The sequence below is a fragment of the Gordonia aurantiaca genome (assembly GCF_039939235.1).
Lineage (GTDB): Bacteria > Actinomycetota > Actinomycetes > Mycobacteriales > Mycobacteriaceae > Gordonia.
This window is the reverse complement of sequence record NZ_JBDUUF010000009.1, coordinates 1-24691: the sequence shown is the minus strand read 5'-3', so window position 1 is coordinate 24691 and position 24691 is coordinate 1. Positions and strand designations below refer to the sequence as shown.

At 66.1% G+C, this 24691-nt stretch carries 18 protein-coding genes and 3 pseudogenes; 12 read left to right on the top strand and 9 right to left on the bottom strand.

Annotation, left to right across the window (positions count from 1 at the left end; all coding sequences use genetic code 11):
• Nucleotides 1-119: 119 nt before the first annotated feature.
• Nucleotides 120-860 carry a FadR/GntR family transcriptional regulator gene (locus ABFT43_RS17105; protein WP_347961523.1) on the top strand — a complete coding sequence of 247 codons (741 nt, stop codon included), beginning with the start codon at nt 120-122 and terminating at the stop codon, nt 858-860.
• Here the strand turns inward: ABFT43_RS17105 and ABFT43_RS17100 are convergent.
• Nucleotides 857-1882 (bottom strand): aspartate-semialdehyde dehydrogenase, encoded by a 1026-nt coding sequence (locus ABFT43_RS17100; protein ID WP_347961522.1) that lies wholly within the window; start codon nt 1880-1882, stop codon nt 857-859. The genes ABFT43_RS17105 and ABFT43_RS17100 overlap by 4 nt on opposite strands.
• A gap of 2 nt (nt 1883-1884) precedes the next feature.
• Nucleotides 1885-3150: an aspartate kinase gene (locus ABFT43_RS17095; RefSeq protein WP_347961521.1), complete on the bottom strand. Its 1266-nt coding sequence runs from the start codon at nt 3148-3150 to the stop codon at nt 1885-1887.
• A gap of 169 nt (nt 3151-3319) precedes the next feature.
• On the opposite strand from ABFT43_RS17095, the gene ABFT43_RS17090 reads away from it, so the two are divergent.
• Nucleotides 3320-4648, top strand: coding sequence for a hypothetical protein (locus ABFT43_RS17090; RefSeq protein WP_347961520.1), 1329 nt, complete (start codon nt 3320-3322; stop codon nt 4646-4648).
• A 25-nt stretch (nt 4649-4673) separates the two neighbouring features.
• Here the strand turns inward: ABFT43_RS17090 and ABFT43_RS17085 are convergent, their stop codons facing one another.
• A complete protein-coding gene (locus ABFT43_RS17085; protein WP_347961519.1) occupies nt 4674-5348 on the bottom strand; it encodes a TetR/AcrR family transcriptional regulator in 675 nt (224 codons plus the stop codon).
• 126 nt (nt 5349-5474) lie between these two features.
• Between ABFT43_RS17085 and ABFT43_RS17080 the strand changes: the two genes are divergently transcribed.
• Complete coding sequence (locus tag ABFT43_RS17080; protein ID WP_347961518.1) at nt 5475-6971, top strand: MFS transporter; 1497 nt, start codon at nt 5475-5477, stop codon at nt 6969-6971.
• Nucleotides 6972-6981: 10 nt separating this feature from the next.
• Here the strand turns inward: ABFT43_RS17080 and ABFT43_RS17075 are convergent, their stop codons facing one another.
• Nucleotides 6982-7398, bottom strand: coding sequence for a DUF2628 domain-containing protein (locus tag ABFT43_RS17075; RefSeq protein ID WP_347961517.1), 417 nt, complete (start codon nt 7396-7398; stop codon nt 6982-6984).
• Nucleotides 7399-7538: 140 nt separating this feature from the next.
• Here ABFT43_RS17075 and ABFT43_RS17070 point away from each other — a divergent pair, with 140 nt between their 5' ends.
• Nucleotides 7539-8111, top strand: a complete 573-nt coding sequence (locus tag ABFT43_RS17070) for a nitroreductase family protein (RefSeq protein WP_347961516.1) — start codon at nt 7539-7541, stop codon at nt 8109-8111.
• Nucleotides 8112-8369: 258 nt separating this feature from the next.
• On the opposite strand, the gene ABFT43_RS17065 is transcribed toward ABFT43_RS17070, so the two are convergent.
• A complete protein-coding gene (locus ABFT43_RS17065; RefSeq protein WP_347961515.1) occupies nt 8370-9800 on the bottom strand; it encodes an MFS transporter in 1431 nt (476 codons plus the stop codon).
• 398 nt (nt 9801-10198) lie between these two features.
• On the opposite strand from ABFT43_RS17065, the gene leuA reads away from it, so the two are divergent.
• Nucleotides 10199-12049 carry a 2-isopropylmalate synthase gene (gene leuA, locus ABFT43_RS17060; protein WP_347961514.1) on the top strand — a complete coding sequence of 617 codons (1851 nt, stop codon included), beginning with the start codon at nt 10199-10201 and terminating at the stop codon, nt 12047-12049.
• 160 nt (nt 12050-12209) lie between these two features.
• Entirely contained in the window at nt 12210-12821 is a 612-nt protein-coding gene (locus ABFT43_RS17055; RefSeq protein WP_347961513.1) for a TetR/AcrR family transcriptional regulator, read from the top strand.
• Nucleotides 12822-12869: 48 nt separating this feature from the next.
• Here the strand turns inward: ABFT43_RS17055 and ABFT43_RS17050 are convergent, their stop codons facing one another.
• Nucleotides 12870-13949, bottom strand: coding sequence for an ABC transporter ATP-binding protein (locus ABFT43_RS17050; protein WP_347961512.1), 1080 nt, complete (start codon nt 13947-13949; stop codon nt 12870-12872).
• Between the two features lie 258 nt (nt 13950-14207).
• On the opposite strand from ABFT43_RS17050, the gene ABFT43_RS17045 reads away from it, so the two are divergent.
• The 5 genes from ABFT43_RS17045 to ABFT43_RS17025 all read left to right on the top strand — a co-directional run bounded on the left by ABFT43_RS17045 (nt 14208) and on the right by ABFT43_RS17025 (nt 20551).
• Nucleotides 14208-15392 carry an acyl-CoA dehydrogenase family protein gene (locus ABFT43_RS17045; protein WP_457590177.1) on the top strand — a complete coding sequence of 395 codons (1185 nt, stop codon included), beginning with the start codon at nt 14208-14210 and terminating at the stop codon, nt 15390-15392.
• Between the two features lie 20 nt (nt 15393-15412).
• Nucleotides 15413-16624, top strand: a complete 1212-nt coding sequence (locus ABFT43_RS17040; protein ID WP_347961511.1) for an acetyl-CoA C-acetyltransferase — start codon at nt 15413-15415, stop codon at nt 16622-16624.
• A gap of 33 nt (nt 16625-16657) precedes the next feature.
• The gene (locus tag ABFT43_RS17035; protein ID WP_347961510.1) at nt 16658-18814 is read left to right on the top strand and encodes a 3-hydroxyacyl-CoA dehydrogenase NAD-binding domain-containing protein; all 2157 of its coding nucleotides are present in this window, start codon (nt 16658-16660) and stop codon (nt 18812-18814) included.
• Between the two features lie 391 nt (nt 18815-19205).
• Nucleotides 19206-19349, top strand: a complete 144-nt coding sequence (locus ABFT43_RS17030) for a hypothetical protein (RefSeq protein WP_347961509.1) — start codon at nt 19206-19208, stop codon at nt 19347-19349.
• Nucleotides 19350-19732: 383 nt separating this feature from the next.
• Nucleotides 19733-20551, top strand: coding sequence for a hypothetical protein (locus tag ABFT43_RS17025; protein WP_347961508.1), 819 nt, complete (start codon nt 19733-19735; stop codon nt 20549-20551).
• Nucleotides 20552-21334: 783 nt separating this feature from the next.
• Here the strand turns inward: ABFT43_RS17025 and ABFT43_RS17020 are convergent.
• Nucleotides 21335-23041, bottom strand: a pseudogene (locus ABFT43_RS17020) (FAD-dependent oxidoreductase).
• Nucleotides 23042-23127: 86 nt separating this feature from the next.
• On the opposite strand from ABFT43_RS17020, the pseudogene ABFT43_RS17015 reads away from it, so the two are divergent.
• Nucleotides 23128-23457: pseudogene (locus ABFT43_RS17015) on the top strand (transposase); the annotation flags it as partial.
• On the opposite strand, the gene istB reads toward ABFT43_RS17015, so the two are convergent.
• The gene (istB, locus tag ABFT43_RS17010; RefSeq protein WP_168702525.1) at nt 23455-24291 is read right to left on the bottom strand and encodes an IS21-like element helper ATPase IstB; all 837 of its coding nucleotides are present in this window, start codon (nt 24289-24291) and stop codon (nt 23455-23457) included. The pseudogene ABFT43_RS17015 and the gene istB sit on opposite strands and share 3 nt — an antisense overlap.
• Nucleotides 24288-24691: pseudogene (locus ABFT43_RS17005) on the bottom strand (hypothetical protein); the annotation flags it as partial. The pseudogene ABFT43_RS17005 and the gene istB, both read right to left, overlap by 4 nt.

Below are 24691 nucleotides of genomic sequence, written 5' to 3'. Positions count from 1 at the left end.
TCCTCACATCGCTGTGTTGCTGATCACGCAGCCTGCCGCAATAGTCGTACTTTTGCAAGCACCTACCCGGATAACGTAGTCACATTGGTTACCGGGGCGCTGAATGAGAAGATGTTTCCGTGAGTCAGAGCACACGAGGGGTCGGTGAACGGCACGACGACGTCCTCGCCGCGATCGGGAGGCGCATCGTCTCCGGGGCGCAGCCGGCGGGCAGCGTGCTGACCCTCGACGGCATCTCCACCGAGTACGACGTGTCGCGCACGGTGGCCCGCGAGGTGATCCGGGTGCTGGAGTCGATGGGTCTGGTGGAGTCGCGGCGCCGCGTGGGGATCACGATCCAGCCGCGGACCAACTGGAGCGTCTTCGATCCGCGACTGATCCGCTGGCGCCTCGACGGCGCGGACCGCGCCGAGTTCCTGGCCACCCTCTCCGAGTTGCGGCGGGGCTTCGAGCCGGTGGCGGCGGCACTGGCCGCCGAGCGTGCGAACGAACACCAGTGCCGCATCCTCGCGGCGGCGGTGTCGGACATGGTGGTTCACGGCCGCAACGGCGACCTGCAGTCATATCTGTTGGCCGACACGGTCTTCCATCGAACCCTGCTCGAGGCGAGCGGGAACGAGATGTTCCGGTCGCTGGCCGATGTGGTGGGCGAGGTCCTCGCCGGACGGACCCATCACGGGATGATGCCGGACACTCCGAATCCGTCGGCGATCGCGTTGCACGACGACGTTGCCAGGGCAATACGCCTCCGCGACCCGGAGGCCGCGGAGGCGTCAATGCGAGAGATCATCACGGAGGCGGCCGAAGCCGTCTCCGCTCCGCCGCCCGCCGGGTCGGCGGAGCCGGCCCCGAAGGCCTAGACCAACAGCTCGGCGATCTGGATCGTGTTGAGGGCAGCACCCTTTCGCAGGTTGTCACCCGAGACGAACAGCGCGAGGCCGCGACCCTCCGGCACACCCGGGTCCTGACGGATGCGTCCGACGAGCGACGGGTCCTTGCCCGCGGCGGCCAGCGGGGTCGGGACGTCGGTGAGCTCGACACCGGGTGCCGAAGCGAGGATCTCCTGCGCACGCTCGACCGACAGCGGGTTGGCGAACTCCGCGTTGATCGACAGCGAGTGGCCGGTGAAGACCGGCACGCGAACGCAGGTGCCGCTCACGAGCAGGTCGGGCAGGCCGAGGATCTTGCGCGACTCGTTGCGCAGCTTCTGGTCCTCGTCGGTCTCGCCGGAGCCGTCGTCGACGAGCGAACCGGCAAGTGCCACGACGTTGAACGCGATCGGGGCGACGTACTTGTTCGGCGCCGGGAACTCGACGGCAGAACCGTCGTGAACCAGTTTTTCCGCGTCGTCGGCGACGGCGCGGACCTGGGAGGCGAGTTCCTGCACGCCGGCCAGTCCACTTCCGGAGACCGCCTGGTAGCTCGAGATGACGAGGCGCTGGAGACCTGCCTCGTCGTGCAGCGGCTTGAGGACCGGCATCGCGGCCATGGTGGTGCAGTTGGGGTTGGCGATGATGCCCTTCGGCGGGTTCTTCGCCAGCTCGCCGTTCACCTCCGAGACCACCAGCGGCACATCGGGATCCTTGCGCCACGCCGACGAGTTGTCGATGACGGTCACGCCGGCGGCGGCGAACCGCGGCGCCTGCTCGCGCGACATGGTGGCGCCGGCCGAGAACAGCGCGATGTCGAGGCCGGTCGGGTCCGCGGTGGCCGCGTCCTCGACGACGATCTCGCCGCCCTTCCACGGCAGCTTCTTGCCCGCCGAACGCGGCGAGGCGAAGAACCGCACCTCGTCGGCGGGGAAGTTGCGCTCCTCCAGGAGGTTTCGCATGACGGCGCCGACCTGACCGGTCGCGCCCACGACTCCGATTCGCACGCCCATGTCTATCGCCCCGTTCCGGCGTAGACGACGGCTTCCTCGTCGCCACCGAGATCGAAGGCCTGGTGCAGTGCGCGCACGGCGTCGTCGAGCTCGGTGTCGCGGCACAGCACCGAGATACGGATCTCCGAGGTGGAGATCAGCTCGATGTTGACGCCGGCCTCGCTGAGCGCCTCACAGAACGTCGCGGTGACACCCGGGTGGGACTTCATGCCCGCACCGATGAGCGAGACCTTGCCGATGTGATCGTCGTAGAGCAGATCGGTGAAGCCGATCTCTTCCTTGAGCTTGTTGAGCTTCTCGACCGCCACCGGACCCAGCTCGCGGGGCAGGGTGAAGGTGATGTCGGTCTTGCCGGTCTCGACCTTGGAGACGTTCTGCAGGACCATGTCGATGTTGATCTCGGCGTCGGCGACGGCGCGGAACACCCGGGCCGCGTAACCCGGCTTGTCGTCGAGGCCGACGACGGTGACCTTGGCCTCGCTCCGGTCGTGTGCGACGCCGGTGAGAATGGCTTCTTCCACGGGAATGTCCTCCATCGATCCGGCCACGATGGTGCCGGGTTTGGTCGAGTACGACGAGCGCACGTGAACGGGAACGTTGTATCGGCGCGCGTATTCCACGCAGCGCAGCATCAGGACCTTGGCGCCGCAGGCGGCCATCTCGAGCATCTCCTCGAAGGAGACCTTCTCGAGGCGCCGGGCGTCGGGGACGATGCGGGGATCGGCGGTGAAGACACCGTCGACGTCGGTGTAGATCTCGCAGACGTCGGCGTCGAGCGCCGCGGCGAGCGCGACCGCGGTGGTGTCGGAACCGCCGCGGCCCAGGGTGGTCACGTCCTTGGTGTCCTGGGACACGCCCTGGAAACCCGCGACCAGGACGATCCTGCCCTCGTCGAGGGCGCTGCGGACCCGGCCCGGCGTGACGTCGATGATCTTCGCCTTGCCGTGGCTGCTGGTCGTGATCACGCCGGCCTGCGAGCCGGTGAACGACTGGGCCTGCGCACCGAGCGAAGAGATGGCCATCGCGACGAGCGCGTTGGAGATGCGCTCACCGGAGGTCAGCAACATGTCCATCTCGCGCGGCGGCGGGGTCGGATTCACCTGCTGTGCCAGATCGAGCAGTTCGTCGGTGGTGTCGCCCATCGCCGAGACGACGACAACCACGTCGTTGCCCTGCTTCTTCGTCTCGACGATGCGCTCGGCAACGCGACGGATGCGTTCGGCCGTTGCGACCGAGGATCCGCCGTACTTCTGCACCACGAGGGCCACGTCGAGTTACCTCCCGCCGGCTTTCTCGCCGGTTCGATAGACGTCAGCTTGCTTTGGTCAACCTTACCGGGCACTTTCGAGTGGCTCTGACCTGGTCACCCATGCCACTGTGATCGCCCGCACCCCTGGGCCCGGGCGGCGTGTCGGGGCACGCCCTAGGATCGCTGCCGTGGCCACCCGAACCGACGTCGACGATGCGGGGCGTCGTGACGATCCCGACCGGCGACGCGCCGAGCACCGCGACGGAACCACGGGGACCTCGTCTGCGACCGCGCCCGATCGGCCCGGCGCCACTCCCCCGTTCACCGACCGGATCCGGCGCCACCGCTGGTGGATCGACGCGCTGGCGGTCTATCTGGTCGTCCGCGCGATCGGCATCCTCACCCTCGCGCGCTTCGCGGACCTGCGGGACACCACGCTCGGCCACGCGCTCACGGTGTGGGACGGCCAGTGGATGCTGGCCATCGCCACCCACGGATACGGCGGGGTGCCGGCGACGCTGACCGACGCCCGCGGAATCCACACCTCCGACACCGCCTACGCCTTCTTCCCCGGCTACCCGTATCTCGTCGGGTTCCTCGCGAAGTTGCCCGGGGTGACACCGTTCGGCGCGGCACTGACCCTCAACCTCGTGCTGGGATGCGTCGCCGCGGTCGGCGCGGCGCGACTCGGCATGGTGTGCGCGCGGATGATGGCGGACCGCTCGCCGATCGGGCGGGCGCCGGAACGCACGACCGGACTGTTCCTGGTCGTATTGTTCGCCGCGACCCCGATGTCCATCGTGCTCAACATGGCCTACACCGAGGCGATGTTCTGCGCGCTCGCGACGTGGGCGCTCGTCGGCATCCTGGAGCGCCGCTGGCTGCTGGCCGGCGTGATGGCCGCGCTCTGCGGACTGTGCCGGCCGACGGCCGCCGTGATCATCGGGGTCGTGGTCCTCGCCGCCGCGGTGTTCCTGTGGAAGACGCGGGGCGACAACGACTCCGCGAACACCGCCACCCGGGTCCGCGCCCTCGTCGCGATCATCGTCAGCCCCGCCGGGTATCTCGCCTACCTCGGCGTGGTGTGGGCGCACACCGGCTCGCCGACCGGGTGGTTCCGCATCCAGACCGAGGGGTGGGACACCGAATTCGACTGGGGCGTGGCCGCATTCAACTTCGTCAACGAGCAGCTGGTGAACGCCTCCGACGTCGCTCCGGTCGCGACGTCGTGGATCGTGCTGAGCACCTTGCTGATGCTCTGCGTCGGCGTATGGGCGCGGTTGCCGTGGCCGGTGCTGCTGTTCGGTTCGCTCCTCGTCGCCCAGATCGTGCTGTCGAGCGGGCTGATGATGAGCCGCCCGCGGCTGCTGCTGCCCGCGTTCGTGCTGCTGATCCCACTCGCGATGGCGCTCGCCCGCATGCGACGCGTCACCGCGGCACTCGTGGTCGTGCCGATCGTGGTGGGTAGTTCATGGTTCGGCGCGCACATGCTGACGGTGTTCCCGCACGCCATGTGATCCCGGGACGACGCGGCGTCGCGGATCAGCGCGCGGCGGCCTCGAATCCTGCGCAGAGATAATCGATCCCGGCGTCGAGCCGCGCGCGCGGATCGAGCAGCCGTGCGGCATCGGGTCGGCCCGCGAGGCGGGCGAGATGCGGCGGCACGTCGGCGTCGGCGCCCCCGGAGATGACGTCGATCAGGCGTGTCGAGTCGGGGGCGGCCTCCCCTCGGACCTGCTGGGCGAGCAATTCGTCACCGACCGCGGCCAGCGCGACACCCTGCACGAAACTCCACACCGACAGCGCCATGTCGGTGGCCTGCTCGATGTCCACGCCGAGTTCGAGGAAGCCCGCCGACAGCCAGTCCAGGCATCCCAGCGAGTCCTCGCCGTAACTGTTGCGCGGCGACGAGTAGGCCAGCACCACCCACGGGTGCCGGGCGTAGAGCTCCCAGTCGACATCCACCGCGATCCGGACCCGCTCCCGCCACGGCGGTGATGTCTCGACCGGGTAGGGGTACTGGCGCCCGATCTCGGCGGTCATCGCGAGCAGCAGCGCTTCCTTGTCGGCGACGTGCCGGTACAGCGACATCGCCCCGACCCCCAGGGCATCGGCGACCCTGCGCATCGACAGACCCGCCAGCCCGCCCTCGTCGGCGAGCCGGATCGCCGCGTCGACGATCGTCGACCGGGACAGCTTGGTCGTGCCGGAAGTCACCTGTGCGCCCTCTCTCACCGAACCGGGAATAACGCGATTGCGTACAGCGTACTCATCATCGTAACCTGATCCGCGTACACCGTACGCGGCTGCGTACGACCCCGCGAACGAGTCCGAGGAGATCCCGTGTCCACCCACCTCGCACCGTCCGATCGGCAGGTCCCGGAAACCGCCGACCGGCGCACGTGGCTGGGTCTCGCGGTGCTCACCCTGCCGGTACTCCTGGTGGCGCTCGACGTCTCGGTGCTCTACCTCGCCATCCCGTCGATCACCGACTCGCTCGCCCCGTCGGCGGCCGAGCAGCTGTGGATCCTCGACATCTACGGCTTCCTCATCGCCGGCCTGCTGATCACGATGGGTAACCTCGGCGACCGGATCGGTCGCCGGCGCATCCTGCTGGCGGGGGCGACGGTGTTCGGTCTGGCGTCGATACTCGCCGCCTTCGCGCCGACCGCCGGAGTCCTCATCGCGGCCCGAGCCCTGATGGGGATCGGCGGCGCGACGCTGATGCCGTCGAGCCTGTCGCTGATCGCCAACATGTTCTCCGATCCCCGCGAACGCGGCCGGGCGATCGGTGTGTGGACCGCCGCGTTCGCGGGCGGCAGCGCGATCGGCCCCGTCGTCGGAGGCGTTCTGCTGCACCACTTCTGGTGGGGCTCGGTCTTCCTGATGAACGTCCCGGTGCTCGCGGTGTTGCTGATCCTCGGCCCGCGGCTCCTCCCCGAGTACAAGGCGCCCTCGAGCGCACGATTCGACGTCACCGGCGTGGTGCTGTCGATGGCCGGCATCCTGCCGGTCGTCTACGCCGTGAAAACGCTCGCGAGCGAGGGCGTTGATGCGACGGCGCTGGTGATCGGGGTCGTCGGCGTGGCGATGCTGGCCGCGTTCATCCTGCAGCAGCGTCGTGCGGCTGCGCCGCTGCTCGACCTGAAACTCTTCGGCAACCCCCGATTCGTGGGTGCCATCTCGGTGTCCCTCGTCGGCATGATGGCCCTCGGCGGGATGTCCTACCTGACCGGCGTCTACCTACAGTCGGTGATGGGCCATGACGTGCTCGCCGCGGCGATCGCCGGACTCCCGATGGCGGTCGCGGTCGCGGTCTTCTCGGTGGGCGCGACCCGGGTCGCCGCGATGCTCGGCACCCGGACGGCGTTCCTCGTGGCGATCGGCCTGGCCGCAGTGGGCAACCTCGGCCTCCTGGCACTGACCACGTCGTCGCCGATCTGGGTGTACCTCGTGTTCACCTCGATCGCCGGCGTCGGCTACGGCATCCAGTTCAGCCTGGTGTCGGTCGTCGCCATCGGGGCGGTCCCGCCGGAGCGCTCGGGATCGGCATCGGGCATCTCCGAGACCACCTTCGAACTGGGCAACGCCCTGGGGCTCGCACTCCTCGGCTCACTGGCCACCCTGGTCTTCCGCTCGCATGAGAACGGACAGGGCTTCGGCGACACCCTCGGCGAGACCCTCCTGCGCGCCCTCGACCTGGGCCCACGGGGCGACGGTCTCGCGACCGCGGCGCGCCAGGCCTACGTCGACGGCATGCACGCGGCGTCCCTGACCGTCGGAATCGCGCTGATGATCCTCGGCGTCGGGGTCTTCTTCGCCATGCGCGCGCCGAAGTGACCCGCGCGGGTCAGGACCTCCTGCGGCTCATGCCCTCGAAGGGATTCCACGATCGGCTGTTCCGCCTCACGTGGAGATACCACTGGTGGTTCGCGGTCGTCGCGCACACCGCACTCACCCCGTACCCGATGGCGAGGTCGACCTGCGACGGCGTGTCGAAGGGCAGCAGGACGATCGAGACCACCACGACGAATCCGAGGATCGCCAGACCCTTTCGCCACATGCCCTTGCACAAGAAGTAGAACGCCCCGAAGAAGAACGCGAGCGGGTTGAACGCGATCCGGCAACGCAGTCCCAAGGGCGACTGCCGTAACGCCTCCCGATACGCCGTTCCCGCCGGTGACCCGTGTGCGTCGAAGAAGGCGAAGCGACTCTGCCAACTCGCCGGAATCCGCTGCGCCCGCGTATGCCCATCCGTGAAGGCCACGGTCCCCCCTTTCTTGCTCGTGGACGATGTCGTCGTGCTCCCCCCTGGCGACATCGCGTCCAACATACCGAATCGCCAATTCGACATCATGCATGGTCGGCGGTCAGGCCTCCCGGAAGCACGCCGCTACCCTCGGACGCGTGCATGAACTCATGGAGGCTCGCTGGAGCGCACGCGGTTACGACCCGGCCGCCACCATCTCCGTCGACGATCTCGAGACCATCGTCGACGCCGGGCGCTGGGCCCCGACCTGGGGGCGGATGCAGCCGGTCCGGTTCATCGTGGGCCGTCGCGGGGACGACACCTTCGAGGCGCTCACCGGGGTCCTCACGCGCGGCAACGCCGGATGGGCGCCGCGGTCGGCGGCACTCGTCCTGGTGTGCACCACCGACCGGCCCGACGACCCCAAGGAGCACACGTACGCCGCGGTGGACGTCGGGCTGGCCGTGTCGCAGATGATCCTGCAGTCCGTCGCACTCGGCTTGAACGCGCACCCGATGGCCGGATTCGACGCGGACGCCGCGGTCGAGGCATTCGGGATCCCGTCGGACAAGCGGCCGCTGGTGTTGCTCGCGATCGGCGCACTCGCCGACCCCGACTCGCTGCCGAACGAGATCCGCGAACGCGACCAGCGCCCCCGCACCCGACTCCCGTTGAGCGAGGTCGCCTTCGCCCGGCGCTGGGGCACGCCTGCATTCGATGCGAGGCCGTGAGCGAGGAGACGCACGGCCACGCCGTCCGGGTGACCGCCCGATTGCCGAGGGCGGCGTGTTCGGACGGGCACTGTCCGACACCGACTCACCGTGCGGTGTTGCCGACGACGACGAGCCACGAAGACCCGGCGACGTCATGTCACCGACCCCTCGTGGCTCGCCTCGTCCGCTCGCCGGGGGGCGACGCGGGCCCAAGGCGCGCGGCCGGTGCGGCCGTGCCGCATGCCGGCTGCGCGGGACCCGGCTCGGCCGACGTCGCTAGCCGACGAGGACCGGCTCCGCCTCTGCAGCCACGGCCTCGGCCCCCATCGCCTTGTCCTTGGTCTCGACGATCGCGATCGTGCAGATCACGCTGATCGCGGACAGTCCGGCGAGCAGGACGCCGACCCAGATCGCACCGGGACCGGCGATGAGCGGCGCTGCGATCAGCGGCGGGATGGCGCCGCCGAGGATGCCGGCGAGGTTGTAGCCCATGCCCGCGCCGGTGTAGCGGTAGCGGGCCTCGAAGAGTTCGGGCAGCAGCGCGCCGGCCGGCCCGTAGGCGATGCCGAAGATGAGCAGCGTGCCGACCAGACCGACGACGAAGGCGATGCCGCCGCCGATCTCGAGGATCGGGAACAGGACCAGCACCCACGGGACCGCGACCGCGCAGGAGGTCAGGATGACGCGGCGTCGACCGACCCGGTCCGACCACATCGCCGACGCGGCGGTGGACAGGCCGAAGATGATCGCCGCGATCATGCCGGCACTGAGCACGAAGGTGCGGGACAGATCGAGGCTCTTGGTGCCGTAGTTGGTGAGGAACGCGGTGCCCATGTAGAAGAGCGAGAACAGGCTCGCCAGCGCACCGCCGGCGATCAGGATCTCCTTCCACTGGTAGCGGAAGGCGTCGAGGAACGGCAGTGCGGGTTCGTTCGACGAGCCCTCGATCTCCTTGCGGCGCTGCGCTTCCCGGAACACAGGGGTCTCGGCGACGGCGAGCCGGACCCACAGGCCGACGGCGACCAGCGCGAACGAGAGGATGAACGGGATGCGCCAGCCGTAGTCGAGGAAGGCCGAGCTGGTCTCGCCGAGGGTGAGTGACGCGATGAGGAACGTGAGGCTGGACAGGAAGAAGGCGAAGGCCGGTCCGAGCTGCGGGAACATGGCGTACAGGCCGCGTTTGCCGGCAGGCGCGTACTCGGCGGTGAGCAGCGTCGCGCCGGCCCATTCGCCGCCGACCGCGAAGCCCTGCAGGAACCGCAGTGCCACAAGGGTTATCGGTGCCGCAATACCGATGCCGGAGTCCGCGAAGCCGAAGACCCCGGTCTCATAACCCGGCAGGAGGCCGATCGCGACGGTCGCGATGCCCATGATCAGCAGCGTCCACACCAGGGTGCGCTTGCGCCCGATGCGATCTCCGAAGTGCCCGAAGAGCATTGCGCCGACCGGGCGCGCGAAGAACGCGACGGCGAACGTCGCGAAGGAGGCGATGGTCCCGGTCACCTCGTCGGCGGCCGGGAAGAACACGGTCGGGAAGACCAATGCCGCGGCGGTGCCGTAGATGAAGAAGTCGTAGAATTCGATGGTCGTGCCGATCGAACTGGCGGCCGCGACGCGCTTCAAACTGGTCTTCTCCCGCGCGGCGGGTTCGGGTACGGAGGTCGGCGGGTCAGCGGGGGTCGGCGGGTCAGCGGGGATCGTGGTCACTGAGGTCGTCCTTCGGGTGCGGGCGGCCGCGTCTTCGGTTGCACGGCCGTCGTCGGATCCGGGCTGGGTGGCCCGTGCATCCACCGACCGAACCCCAGTGGTCACAGGAATGATCTCTGTCACTCGATCGATCGGATGAGATGTGTGTCATATCCTGTGGTGGGGGGCTCGACTGTGCCACCCTCCGAAGTGGGGTCGGGGTGGATCTACACAAGGGGGGATCGATACGCTTTCACCTGCGATTTTTTGTCTCATTGGCGCCGGGGGGTACAGTCGCACGTATGCAGCGTGCACTCCTCCTCGGTTGCCGCGGCGGGGTCTGATACGACCGGCCCTCCGTCGCGGGGCCCTTTCATGCGCCGGTCACTTTCCACTCAGACACGGAGAATGACCCCGAAATGTCACCTGCAGACAACTTTTCGTCCGGCGCGAGCCGCATCGTAGAGCCCTCCGGCCCGATCCCCGCCGACCAGCCCTCCTGGAATCCGCAGCGCAATTCCGCGATGCCGGTCCACCGCTACCGGCAGTTCGCCGACGAGGTCGAGAAGATCTCGCTGCCCGACCGCACCTGGCCCGACAAGGTCATCACCAAGGCGCCGCTGTGGTGCGCGGTCGACCTGCGCGACGGCAACCAGGCCCTGATCGATCCCATGAGCCCGGCCCGCAAGCGACGCATGTTCGACCTGCTGGTCCGGATGGGCTACAAGGAGATCGAGGTCGGCTTCCCGTCGGCGAGCCAGACCGACTACGACTTCGTCCGCGAGATCATCGAGGACGACGCGATCCCCGACGACGTCACCATCCAGGTCCTGACCCAGTGCCGTCCGGAACTGATCGAGCGCACCTTCGAGGCGTGCCGCGGTGCCAAGAACGTCATCGTGCACTTCTACAACTCCACCTCGGTGCTGCAGCGCCGCGTGGTCTTCCGCGCCGACAAGCCGGCGATCGTGAAGATCGCGACCGATGCCGCGCACCTGGTCCTGGAGGAGAAGAAGAAGTACCCGGACACCAACTGGCGCTTCGAGTACTCGCCCGAGTCCTACACCGGCACCGAGCTGAGCTTCGCCAAGGAGGTCTGCGACGCGGTCACCGAGATCATCGCTCCCACCCCGGAGAACCCGATGATCATCAACCTGCCGGCCACCGTCGAGATGGCGACGCCCAACATCTACGCCGACTCGGTGGAGTGGATGCACCGCAACCTGCAGCGTCGCGACTCCATCATCCTGAGCCTGCACCCGCACAACGACCGCGGGACCGCCGTCGCCGCGGCCGAGCTGGGCTACATGGCCGGCGCGGACCGCATCGAGGGCTGCCTGTTCGGCAACGGCGAGCGCACCGGCAACGTGTGCCTGGTGACCCTGGGACTGAACATGTTCAGCCGGGGCGTCGACCCGCAGATCAGCTTCTCCGACATCGACGAGATCCGTCGCACCGTCGAGTACTGCAACCAGCTGAACGTCCCCGAGCGGCACCCGTACGGCGGCGACCTGGTCTACACCGCGTTCTCCGGCAGCCACCAGGACGCCATCAACAAGGGCCTGGACCAGATGAAGTTCGACGCCGACGCGCAGGACGCGGACGTCGACGACATCATCTGGGCCGTCCCGTACCTGCCCATCGACCCCAAGGACGTCGGCCGCAACTACGAGGCCGTCATCCGCGTCAACAGCCAGTCCGGCAAGGGCGGCGTCGCCTACATCATGAAGGCCGACCACGGCATGAACCTGCCGCGGCGCCTGCAGATCGAGTTCAGCCGCGAGATCCAGAAGATCACCGACGGCGAGGGCGGCGAGGTCAGCCCGAAGGAGATGTGGGACGTCTTCGCCGAGAACTACCTGCACCCGATCTGGCCGCTGGAGCGCATGCGCCAGAGGGTCGACGCGGCCGAGGTCGACGGCGGCGAGGACCACATCACCGCGGTGGTGAAGGTCGAGGGCACCGAACGCGAGATCACCGGCTCGGGCAACGGCCCGCTGGCGGCCTTCGTCGACGCTCTGAGCACCGTCGGCTACGACGTCCGGGTCCTGGACTACAGCGAGCACGCACTGACCGCCGGCGGTGACGCCAGCGCCGCGGCCTACGTCGAGACCGAGGTCAACGGCGAGACCGTGTGGGGCGTCGGCATCGCGTCGTCGATCACCACCGCGAGCCTGCGAGCCGTCGTCTCGGCGGTCAACCGCGCCTACCGCGTCACCTCGACCCCGGCCGCCGAGGACGGGGCCGCACCGCGGACCTGGGCGCCGTAGGCCCCACCGAACACTAGATATCTCTGGCCGACGGGCCGGGACCAGCGACGGGCGATCCTCGTCGGGTCACGGCCCGTTCGCGCATCTTCGTGCCGGTGACCAGACAAAAACGGCACAACGCCGATATCCAAACCGGCAGGTATTTGTATACGGTTGCCGCATGGCACCGACAACGACCCGTGAGTTGTATCTGGAAACCGGCCTGACGATCCTCGCCGACTCCGGATACAGCGCGCTCAAGTTGTCCGAGGTCTGCAAGCGACTCGGCGTCACCAGCGGCTCGTTCTATCACTTCTACAAGAACTGGTCGGACTACACCGGCCAGCTGATCGAGCACTGGCTGGCCTCGCGCACCGAACTCGAGGTCGCGGCCGTCCAGTCGGTCTCCGACCCGCTGCAGCGGATGAAGGACCTCATCGAGTTCGCGGTCGCCCTGCCCCATCAGGCCGAGGCGGCGATCCGCACATGGGCCAACATGGACCCGGACGTCCGCAAGGTCCAGGAAGCCGCCGACCATGCGCGCTACAAGGTCGTCTACGACATCATGCTGGAACTGCTCGGCGACCCGGTCGCGGCGCACCGGTACTCGTGCTGGCCGAACTACGTGCTGACCGGCTTTTCGCAGTCGACGCTCCCCGAGGACCGGGAGACCCTGCGGTGGACGGCCCAGCAGTTCATCGACTCCCTGGAGAAGGAGATCGAGCGTCGTCGTGCGCAGGTCCCGACGATCGACGGCCGACCTGCGCAGATCAGCGCGGAGGCGCGGGACTGACCCGGGGCCGGTGTGCCGCCGGCGGGCGTCTCCGCTCGGGACCGGGCCTCAGATCTGTGGCAGGACCTCGGTGGGCGTGTCCCGCCAACCGGCAGCGCCGGCAGCGACATTCGAGGCATGCGCGTCGCTCTCGGCGCGGATACGGTCTTCCTCTTCCATGCTGCGCAGGATCGCCTCCTGGGCCTGCGGCGGCAGGGTGTGCAGCATCGCCATCACGCGCTCGCGGTGACGCTTGACCGCCTTGCGCTCGGGCATGCCCGGATTCGGCTGCACCTGCGGGATGATCTCGGTGAAGTCCTCCTTGGTACCACCACCGGAGATACCCGCGGCCTGCATCGCCTCTTCCTGCTTCTGGACCGCCTCGTCCTTCTCCTCCGACATGCCGATCGGACCGAAGCGGTCGCCGGCCAGGAACTGCTTGACCACCGGCTGCTCCGAGGTCAGCAGCTGCTCGCGAGGACCGAACATCACCAGCTCCTTGCGGAACAACATGCCGATGTTGTCCGGGATGGTGCGCGCGATGTTGATGTTGTGGGTCACGATCAGGATCGTCGCGTCGATCTGCGCGTTGATGTCGATCAACAGCTGCGAGATGTACGCGGTACGAACGGGATCCAGACCAGAGTCCGGCTCGTCGCACAGGATGATCTGGGGATCGAGCACGAGGGCGCGCGCGAGGCCGGCACGCTTGCGCATACCGCCGGAGATCTCACCGGGGAGCTTGTCCTCCGCACCGGTCAGACCGACCAGGTCGATCTTCTCCATCACGATGTCGCGGATCTCGTGTTCCTTCTTCTTCGTGTGCTCACGAAGCGGGAAAGCGATGTTGTCGTAGAGGCTCATCGAGCCGAACAGCGCGCCGTCCTGGAAGAGGACGCCGAACAGCTTGCGGATCTCGTAGAGCTCCTTGGCCGAGCACTTGGTGATGTCGGTGCCGTCGATGATCACCGAACCCTGCTCCGGGTGCAGCAGACCGATCAAGGTCTTCAGGAACACCGACTTGCCGGTACCCGACGGACCCAGCAGCGCCGACACCTCGCCCTCCGGCAGGGTCAACGTCACATCACGCCAGATGTTCTGCGAGCCGAACGACTTCGTGAGCCCCTCGACACTGACCTCTACACCCATTGTGACCCGCTCTCCCTCCGGTGATACCACTCGATTAGTTGACAGTATGTCAGCTTAGACACCACCAAATGGTGCCGACACTGTTTCAGCACGCTCCCATATCCGCCAACCGCGAGTCGCACTTACGCAGGCCAGTTGGCTATTCGTTACGCAAATTCGCGCTGCGTCGTTGACAATCTGTCAACAACAGTGGCAATGTCCCTAGAAGACGTGAGTGACCGCACCTCACTCGATACCCATGGACTCAGAGGTAGGACGATGACAGCTGCCCAACTCAACCGCCCATACATGCAGTCGGCCTGGATGACCGAAGACGTCACCGCGGTCGCCGCACTCAGCAGAGACTTCTTCGCCACGGTGGTGACGCCTCAAGCCGAGAAGTTCGCTGCACAAGGTCATCCAGACAAGGAGGCTTACCGGCGCGCCGGTGAACTCGGCCTGTTGTGTATGTCGATCCCGGAGGAATACGGCGGTGGCGGTGGCACGTTCGCGCACGAGGCGGCGCTGCTCACCGAGCAGACCCTGGCAGGCGACACCTCACTACATCTCGGCGTCCATTCGATCATCGTCCCGCATTACATCAACGCGTACGGGTCCGAAGAGCAGAAGAAATACTGGCTTCCCCGAATCGCGTCCGGCGAGGTCGTCGCGGCGATCGCCATGACTGAACCGGGCGCCGGTTCGGATCTGCAGTCGATGACGACCCGGGCAATCAGGACCGCAGATGGTTACCGGATCACCGGTGAGAAGACCTTCATTTCCAACGGCTACAACGCCGACGTCGTGATTGTTGCGGCCAAGACCGACCCCGAGGCCCGCGGCGCCGGTATCTCGCTGTTCATCGTCGACCTGGTCGATCCTGTCACCGGCGACCTGGTGGCGGGGTTCTCTCGGGGCAAGCCGATGCACAAGATCGGCCAGCGCGGCCAAGACACCACCACCCTCACCTTCGATGAGGTATTCGTACCGGCAAGTGCGCTGCTAGGACAGGAGAACACGGGCTTCCGCCAGTTGAAGACGCAACTCGCGTCCGAACGCCTGATCCTCGCGGTCGCGGCGACTGCGGCCATCGAGAAGGCCGTCGACCTCGCCATCGCCTACGCGAAGGATCGAGAGATGTTCGGGCAGCGACTATTCGATTTCCAGAACGCACGGTTCGAACTCGCCGAGTGCACCACCGTCGCGCGGGTCGCACGCATCTTCGTCGACGACTGCATCGACAAGCACCTCGCCGGCGAGCTCGACGCGACGACCGCCGCTATGGCCAAGTACTGGCTGTCGGATCAGCAGTGCTCGGTCATCGACCGTTGCCTGCAGTTGTTCGGCGGATACGGCTACACCCTTGAGTATCCCATCGGCCAGATGTACGCCGATGCACGCATCCAGCGGATCTACGCCGGCGCGAACGAAGTGATGAAAGAACTGATCTCCCGATCACTCTGACGAGAGGATTCTGAAAGAACATGTCCGAAGCGGCCTACATCTACGACGCGATACGCACACCTCGAGGCAAGGGCAAGAATGGTTCCCTACACGGCACCAAACCGATCTCGCTCCTCGTCGGCCTCATCGACGAGATCCAGCGGCGCAACCGGTCCCTGGATCCGCAGACCATCGACGACATCGTCCTGGGCGTCGTGTCCCCGATCGGGGAGCAGGGCGGCTGCATCGCACGGACCGCCGCGCTCGCTGCCGGACTCCCGGAAACGGTGGCCGGCGTCCAGCTCAATCGGTTCTGCGGCTCCGGGCTCGAAGCCGTCAACCTCGGTGCGCAGAAGGTCAAGAGCGGCGACGAGCAGTTGATCCTCACCGGCGGTGTCGAATCGATGTCACGGGTGCCGATCGGCTCCGACGGCAGCGCTTGGGCGAACGATCCCGCCACCAATTTCAATGCCTATTTCGTGCCTCAGGGCATCGGCGCCGACCTGATCGCCACCATCGAGGGATTCAGCCGCGAGGATGTCGACGCGTACGCGGCACGCTCGCAGCGACTTGCCAAGCAGGCATGGGACAATGGCTACTTCAGCGGTGACGTGGTGCCGGTGCGCGACGACAACGGCATCGTCGTGCTCGACCGCGACGAACACATGCGGCCGGAGACCACCGTCGAGAGCCTCCGCAAGCTCCGTCCTGCTTTCGCCGACATGGGTTCTCAGGGCGGCTTCGACGCCGTCGCGTTGCAGAAGTATCACTACGTCGAAACCATCAACCACGTTCACACCGGCGGTAACAGCTCGGGCATCGTGGACGGTGCCGCACTCGTCCTCGTCGGTAGTGAGAAGGCCGGTGAGGCAAACGGCCTGACCCCGCGTGCGCGTGTGGTCGGCTCCACTGTATCCGGCTCCGACCCGACCATCATGCTCACCGGCCCCACCCCCGCCACTCAGAAGCTCCTCGCCCAACACAACCTGACGGTCGACGACATCGACCTGTTCGAGATCAACGAGGCCTTCGCATCCGTAGTACTGCGCTACCAGAAGGACCTGAAGATCCCGGACGAGAAGCTCAACGTCAACGGCGGTGCGATCGCCATGGGGCATCCGCTGGGCGCCACCGGGGCCATGCTCACCGGAACGGTGATCTCCGAGCTCGAACGCCGCAACCAGCGACGGGCCGTCGTGACGCTGTGCATCGGCGGCGGCATGGGCATCGCAACCCTGATCGAACGCGTCTGACCACCGATCTCTCCCAGGAAAGAATCTCGAGAAATGACCGACAACAACATCATCCGCTGGGATCGACGTGAGGACGGGATCGTCGTGCTCACCATCGACGACCCCATCAAGTCCTCCAACACCATGACCCGCGACTACATCGCATCCATGGGAGCAACCGTCGACCGGCTCCATGCCGAGGTCGACTCCATCACCGGTGTCGTCCTCACCTCGGGCAAGGAGACCTTTTTCGCCGGCGGCGACCTCAATGACATCCTGGCCCTGAAGCCCGATGATGCGGAGGAATTCTTCACCTCCGCCGAGACGATCAAGGCTGATCTACGTCGTCTCGAGACACTCGGTCGCCCCGTCGTCGCCGCGATCAACGGCGCCGCACTCGGAGGTGGTCTCGAGATTGCCCTCGCCTGCCACCATCGCGTCGCGCTGTCCTCTGCTCCGGTCGGACTTCCCGAGGTCAACCTCGGCCTCCTCCCCGGCGGGGGCGGGATCACCCGCACGGTCCGCATGTTCGGGGTTACCAAGGCCCTGACCGAGATCCTGATGACCGGTAAGGCGTTCCGCGGCGAGAAGGCCGTCGGAGTGGGCCTGGTCGACGAGGTCGTGGATACCCCGGAAGCACTCATCGAAGCCGCGGTGAACTGGATCCGATCCAATCCCGAAGCCGCCCAACCCTGGGATTCGAAGGGCTTCCGAATCCCTGGCGGAACTCCGGCCACCCCTGCTTTCGCGGCGATCCTACCCTCGCTGCCGGCCACGCTCCGCAAGCAGACCAAGGGCGCGAATCTCCCTGCACCGATTGCGATCATGTCGGCAGCGGTAGAGGGTACCCAGGTCGACTTCGACACCGCGTCGACGATCGAGTCTCGGTACCTGACGAAGCTGGCGACCGGACAGGTCGCGAAGAACATGATCTCGACGTTCTTCTTCGATGCCAACCGCATCAAGTCCGGCGGCTCGCGGCCGGATGGATACCCGACCCGCACAGCATCCAAGGTCGTCGTCCTCGGCGCCGGTATGATGGGAGCGGGCATCGCCTACGTCTGCGCGAAGGCCGGCATCGATGTGGTCCTCAAGGATGTCACCGTCGAGCGTGCCCAAAAAGGAAAGGCGTACTCGGAGGGCATCGTCCGCAAAGCCATCGAACGCGGCCAGGTGACCGAGGCGAAGGGCCGGGCGCTCCTCGACCGCATCCTCCCCACCGACCGAGTCGAAGATGCAAAGGGCGCCGACCTGCTCATCGAGGCCGTTTTCGAGGATCCCGCATTGAAGAAGACCGTCATCAACGAGGTGGTACCCCACCTCACCGACGACGCGCTTCTCGGGTCGAACACGTCAACCCTTCCGATCACCGGCCTGGCGGAAGGAGTCGAACGTTCGGATGCATTCATCGGACTGCACTTCTTCTCACCGGTGGACAAGATGGATCTGCTGGAGATCATCGTCGGCAAGCAGACCAGCGACGAATCTCTGGCGCGCGCATTCGATTTCGCCCAACAGATCGCCAAGACACCGATTGTCGTCAACGACAGCCGCGGGTTCTTCACCAGCCGTGTCATCGGCAAGTTCCTCGACGAGGCCATCGCGATGGTCGGAGAGGGTATCGAACCCGCCTCGATCGAGCAGGCCGGCATGCAGGCAGGATACCCCGCGCCACCGCTGGCGCTCTACGACGAACTGACCCTGACGCTCCCGCGCAAAATCCGTGAAGAGACCAAGGCGGCGACCATCGCGGAAGGCAAGGAGTGGATCACGCACGGCTCCGAGGCGGTCGTCGACCGGCTCATCGATGAATTCGACCGCAGGGGTCGCTCCTCCGGCGCAGGCTTTTACGACTACGCCGACGGCAAACGCGTCAGGATCTGGCCGGGGCTGCGCACTGCGTTCGGGTCGGCTCCCCCGACCATCCCCTTCGAGGATATGAAGGAACGGATGTTGTTCGCCGAGGCCATCGACACCATCCGCTGCCTCGATGAGGGTGTGCTGCGGTCGGTCGCCGACGCGAATATCGGCTCGGTCTACGGCATCGGCTTCCCCGCCTGGACCGGCGGCGTGATCCAGTACATCAACGGATACCCCGGCGGCCTGAAGGGATTCGTCGAGCGTGCCGACGAACTCCACAAGAAGTACGGCCCGCGGTTCGAGCCGACCGAATCGCTGCGCGCGAAAGCCGCTACAGGCGAGAAGTTCTGATATGAGTGGACCGGCTGGGATCCCGCACCGTACGTCTGCCGACTTCCAGCCGGTCCACTCGGACCACAGGTAAACGGAAAACATGCGACCCGTCGTGACACATCAATCTGTTCGTATGAGGATCGACAGAACCACACCGACCTGTGCGTCACGAGCGGCCTCCTGCCTGCCGAGGTCAGCGAGATCCTCTGCGCGCGCCAAGACGGATTCGCCGACGGCGCTTGAGCGTTCGTCAGATCGCTGTGGCTGTGCGACCTGCCCACGGACCGCGCATGGGTGACAGGGGGCGTGGAGGTGTTCCCGTTCACGGAGAATCGCGGCCGGTTCGACGGCGTCTACCACAAACCGAGGTTCCGACGAACCTCGGCCGGATCGGCCCCCCCTCTCGTAGGTGGGGTCTGATGCTCCCGCAGCACGACGAGTTGCAGAGGCTGCCGAGCAGGCGGTACTGGTCACCATCACCGTCATCGCCTTCGTGCTGGGCCTGTTCGTCCTCATCGTCGCTTATCCCACGAAGCTAATCATGCGTTCGTGAGACGCCCGGGAGCGAGACGCTCTCGAGTAGCCCAGAGTCGCCGATGTTTATCGAGCGGCTGCGAGTGGCACGAACCGCCTTCTCTCGCGGGTGACCCGGGGTTCAACGCGAGCGGAGACGATCACTGTTCGTCCAAGGAAAGCCGTCAGCGAACAGACAATAGGCCACCCAGCCCAGTTTGCCGAATGCGCACTCCACAATCGGGTATGCGGCGGATAATTGCCTACATTGTGGACTCATGAGAACTTTCGACACCTTCGGAGGGCCATTCCTACGCACATGACTACTAGCCATCCAACGCAGACGGGACGCGAGACGCGCGGTCGCGTCGCATCAGAGTTTGAGAGGGAACAGTGATCACAACTCCAAGGCCGTCATCGACCGTGCTGGCGATCATGGACACACGACCGGTCGAGCTCGAAGCATCCGGCGCAGCTTGGGTGTTCACCGCCATCGTCGCTGCCGCATTCGTCGTGGTTGCGATTTGGTGCTGCATCTACTCCATCCGCAACAGGGACGCGATCCCGCTTCTCATGCTCGGTAGCGGCCTGCTGTCGGTAGGGCTCGAGTCGGTGGTCGACACCATGGGCAAGGTCTGGTACGCAACCGACAATCCATGGGTCGTGTACACCGCGATCGGTGTCCCCCAGCCAGCCTTTCTCCTGCTGGGTTACACCCTCTTCTGGGGTGGGACCGTGTACATCGGGTCACGCTTCGTTCAGCGGGGAACAGACCTGTGGAGGATCTTCGCCGTGGTCTTCGCGATGGACCTGTTCGTCGAGTACGTCGGGGCATCGATGCTGAATGTCGGTGTCTACTATGACTTCTCACCGTTCACTCTCTTCGAGTTCCCGCTGTGGTGGGCGTTCGTCAACGGCGCGGTCGCATGCTTCGGCATCTGGCTGCTGATCACCCTCGAGGACGTGTTGCACGGGTGGCGCCGACTGGCGATCCTCGTCGTGGCCCCTACCGCGTTCGGCGGAACTCATGCGATTTGCGCCTGGCCCGTCTGGGTAACCTTGCATTCGGACACTCCGCAGTGGCTCGGGTGGCTGGCCGGCGTCTATGCCATCGCCATGGCGTTCGGGGTGGTCGCACTGGCCAAGAAGCTGATTTCCGATCACAACGAACTGATTGCGCTGCGGTCGCGGGCCACTGCTGACGCGCCCGTCCGCCCGGCGACACAGACTGCGACACCATAGGCTGGACCGTCCGCTCAGATCCCAGGCGACGAACAAACCACCGGAGTCGAACAAATGATGGGGAGCGTTCCGCGGAACGCTCCCCATCTATTTAAGCGAAGATCTGTGCGTCGCGATCACGCATCAGAACCAGTCAGCACCTCAGCCCTCCCGTCGTCACCGTCGACTCGAATCTGGTCCCCGGTCCCAGGCGCTTGGTCGTGAGCGTTCACAGACTGTTGCCGCCGGTGACACACGAAATCGTGCCAACGTCGTCGGGAATCAGCTGAGCGCACGCACCGGCCTCAGATCGCTGCCACACGACCGAGGACAGTTCACCTTCGAGCGGCACTGGCGCTGAATGAAGTCCGAAATTTCCTCGTTCTCTACGATATCTCCCACAGATTCTCGAGCATCTACCTCTCATAGCGAGCCGTAATCGGCGGCGTGATCGATTCCCAGTCCGGGGAGCTCCGCTACCATCGCGGTTGCCCAGCCCTTGGAAAGCGACTAGGTCGCGCCCGAGGTTGATGGAAGTCGCACAAGGCACCATCGCGGCCCTACCTGGCGTCGGTGCGGCCGAGATCATGGAGATCGTGGCCGCACCGAAACATGTCTATACGTGGGCCAGGGTCCGGCCGCCCGCGTCGGACCACGACCGGACCTGAGCCATCTGTACCCGGCTCGAAGGTTCGGTACGCGGCCGGCTGGTGGACGCCCGGAATTCGGTGCGAGGGCGGTAGAGGTCAGAACGAAGGGTCATCGTCGGCGCGGGCCCAAGACTGCCGCGGCACACGTCAATCGTCAGTGGGCCGGCCGGGAATCGACCGGGAGCGCAGCACCTTCCGGCCCCGTCGCCGACGCAATCAGTGCCGCACGCGTCGTGAACTTCGATCTGGGACGTCCCCGCATGCGTCCACGCTCCACTTCGGCGGCATCGATCGTGGTCCAGTCGCTCTTTCCCAGCACGCGAGGCACACGTGAGGTGATCAAGTCGTACACCTGGGTCGCGGATGTCTGCGGTGCCGACAGCTTGTCCGCGGCGAGGTCGTCGAGCAGTTGCGTCACGGTCTCTTGGGCGCAGAGTTTGTTCGTCCCGATGACGCCACGGGCTCCGCGTTTGATCCAACCGGTGACATAGGTCCCAGGCACCGGACGACCATAGCTGTCGAGCACCCGGCCACGATCGTTGGGCACGCCCCCCGGGCCGCGTCGAACGGAAGGCCGGGGACCGGCTGGCCGCGGAACCCGATGGCGCGTATCAGCAGGCCGGCCTCGATCGTCTCGAATGCCGGCCCCCTCGACAGGTCGGCCCCTTCGGTGTTCTCAACGGTTCTGTTGAATCGGACGGCGCGAACCCGGTCGTCGCCGATGAGCTCGGCAAGTGCCAGGCCGTATCTGAAGTGGATACGTCTGCGGTCCGGATCGTCCGTCGACCTACCGGCGTACTCTCGAGCGAGAGTCAACTTAAGGCTGTCGACCTCCCCCTCTGCTGACTCGCCGTTCTTCAGGCTCCCCATCTCGGTCAGGATCTGCAGTTCGCGTTCATCGACGACCGGATCCACGGCGGGCAGGTTACCCAGCGCCATGAACTCGGGCGCCGTGTACGCCGCATATTGCGGGCCGCGACGCCCGACGACCACCAAATCCCGAATGGAGCTACTGTCCAGAGCGTCGACGACGTGATCCGGAATGTCGGTGGCCAGCAGCTCATCACGCGACATTGTGAGCACACGTGCGATGTCGAGCGCGACGTTTCCATTGCCGATGATCACCGCAGTGCCGCTGGAAAGGTCGAAGCTCCGATGAGTGTGGTCCGGGTGGCCGTTGTACCATCCGACAAACTCCGAACCCGCCACCGAACCCGTGAGATCAGCACCAGGGATGTCAAATTCGCGGTCAACCGACGCCCCCCACCGAGTAGATCACGGCGTGATAGTGCTCGAGCAATTCCTCGTGACTGATATCGCGACCAACCTCGACGTTGAGCAACAACCGTAAGGACGCATCATCCAGCACGGAGTCGAACATCGTTGCTACACCGCGGGTCTCGAGGTGGTCCGGGGCGACGCCGTACCGAATGAGTCCGTACGGTGTCGGCAACTTCTCGAACATGTCGACCCGGACATTGCCCTGCCGAAGGAGTTCCTTCGCGCTGTAACAACCCGCCGGTCCGGAACCGACGACCGCCACACGCAACGTTTCCTGCGTCGGCTCCTTCCTCAGGGGCGCTATGGGTGGGGTCGGGCGCAGTGGATGCTGGGCGAAGTAATCCGCGTTGACGGACTTGAAACGGCCCATCTCCGGCGACAGGTCGTCTTCGAAAGCAATTGCGTCAGTGGGACACACGTAGGTACACGCAGCGCAGTCGATGCACGTTTCGGGGTCGATGTGGAGCATCTCGGCGGTTGCGAACTCGGGTTGGCCCGGTGTGGGACGAATGCAGTCGACCGGACACTCCGGTACGCAGCTCGCATCATTACAGCAGCGCTGGGTGATGACATTCGCCATGACGTGGTGGCCTGGGGCCTGACCCCGGTTCTTGGACACGCTGAATCCAGCACTTGGTGCTGGGGAAGCGAGATGATCCGAGAACCATGGCCAGGAAGAACTACTCCGAAGAGTTCCGTCGTCAGGCCGTCGACTTGTACGAGTCCACCCCGGGCGCGACGCTGAAGGGCATCGCCGCCGATTTGGGGGTCGCGCGGGGCACCCTGAAGCACTGGGTGGACCAGTACGGCACGGGCAAGAAGACCGCACCCGACGGCACCACGATCCCGCGTCTCACGAGTCCGAGCGGGACACCGTCGCCGGACGGACCGGAGACGCCCGAGCAGGAGCTGGCCCGGCTCCGGGCGCGGGTGACGAGGCTCGTCGATCTTCCCCAGGTGTGCTCACTGAAATTCCCCACCCAAAGGCGGCTTCTACTCTAGCGTTCGTCGGGTCGGTGTGGTCGCGGTGCGCTGGTTTTGGGAGCGGGCGTGGTGGTCGCGTAGGCGGTAGGAGTCGCCGTCGAGTTTGAGCACGACGGAGCGGTGCAGTAGCCGGTCGAGCATGGCCGCGGCGACGGTGGTATCGCCGAGGACTTCACCCCACTCGGCCACCGACCTGTTGGTGGTGATCACGATGCTGGTTTTCAAATAGCGTTGTGCGACAACCTGAAACAACGCTGACGCGGCCTCGGCGGGTAGTGGCAGGTAGCCGAGTTCATCGATCACCAGCAGCGTGGGTCCGGCAAAGAACCGCATGCAGGTGGCCCAGCGGCCCTCGATGGCGGCTTTGTGGCAGCGGGCGGCCAGATCGGCGGCGGTGGTGACGTAGGTGCGGTAGCCGGCGTGGACCGCGGCGCGGGCCAGACCGACTGCGAGGTGGGTTTTGCCGGTCCCGGGTGGCCCGATGAGCAGCACGTTGGTCGCTGATTCCAGGTAGGCGCAGGTGCCCAACTCGCGGATGAGCTGGCGATCGACGCCAGGAGCGGCGTCGTAGTCGAACCCGTCGAGGGTGGCCGGGGTGGGTAGGCAGGCGAACCGTAACCGGCCGGCCAGACGGCGGGCTTCGGTCGCGGAGACCTCGATCGCCAGGAGGTGCTCCAGCATCTGGGTCATCGACCACTCTTCGTCGCCGGCGGTCTGCAGCACCGAAGGCAGTGCTTCAGCGGCCGCGTCGAGTTTGAGCACGGCGAGGTGGCCCCGCAACTTCTGATAGGTCGAGACCGCCATCTGGTTCTGCGGCTTGGGTGTCGTGGTGGTGTTGGTGGTCATGGCAGTTGGGTCCTGTTCTGGGCGGCGCGTTCGTACACGCTCATATCGATGACCGATGGTCCGGCATGAACCGATGTGTCCTCGGTCGTGGTTGTTTTGTGGCGCAACTGTTCTGCGGCCTGGAGGGCTTGTTGGCCGGGTGGGATGCGTTCTTTGCGACGATGCGGTCTGCCGCCGGTGACCGCGGCAGCCATGGCTGCCTGATCTAGGGCGACAACATGGCCGTGGTCGCGGATCTGGGCGCCGGTGCCGGGTGCGGCGAGGCGGTGTCGGGCGATGAACCGTCCTGGGTCTGGTGGAGACCGTGATCTCACCAGGAGAATGCCGGTATGGCTGCACCAAGGAAGTTCGATCCAGAGACCCGCGAGCGGGCTGTGAGGATGTATCACGACCACCTCGC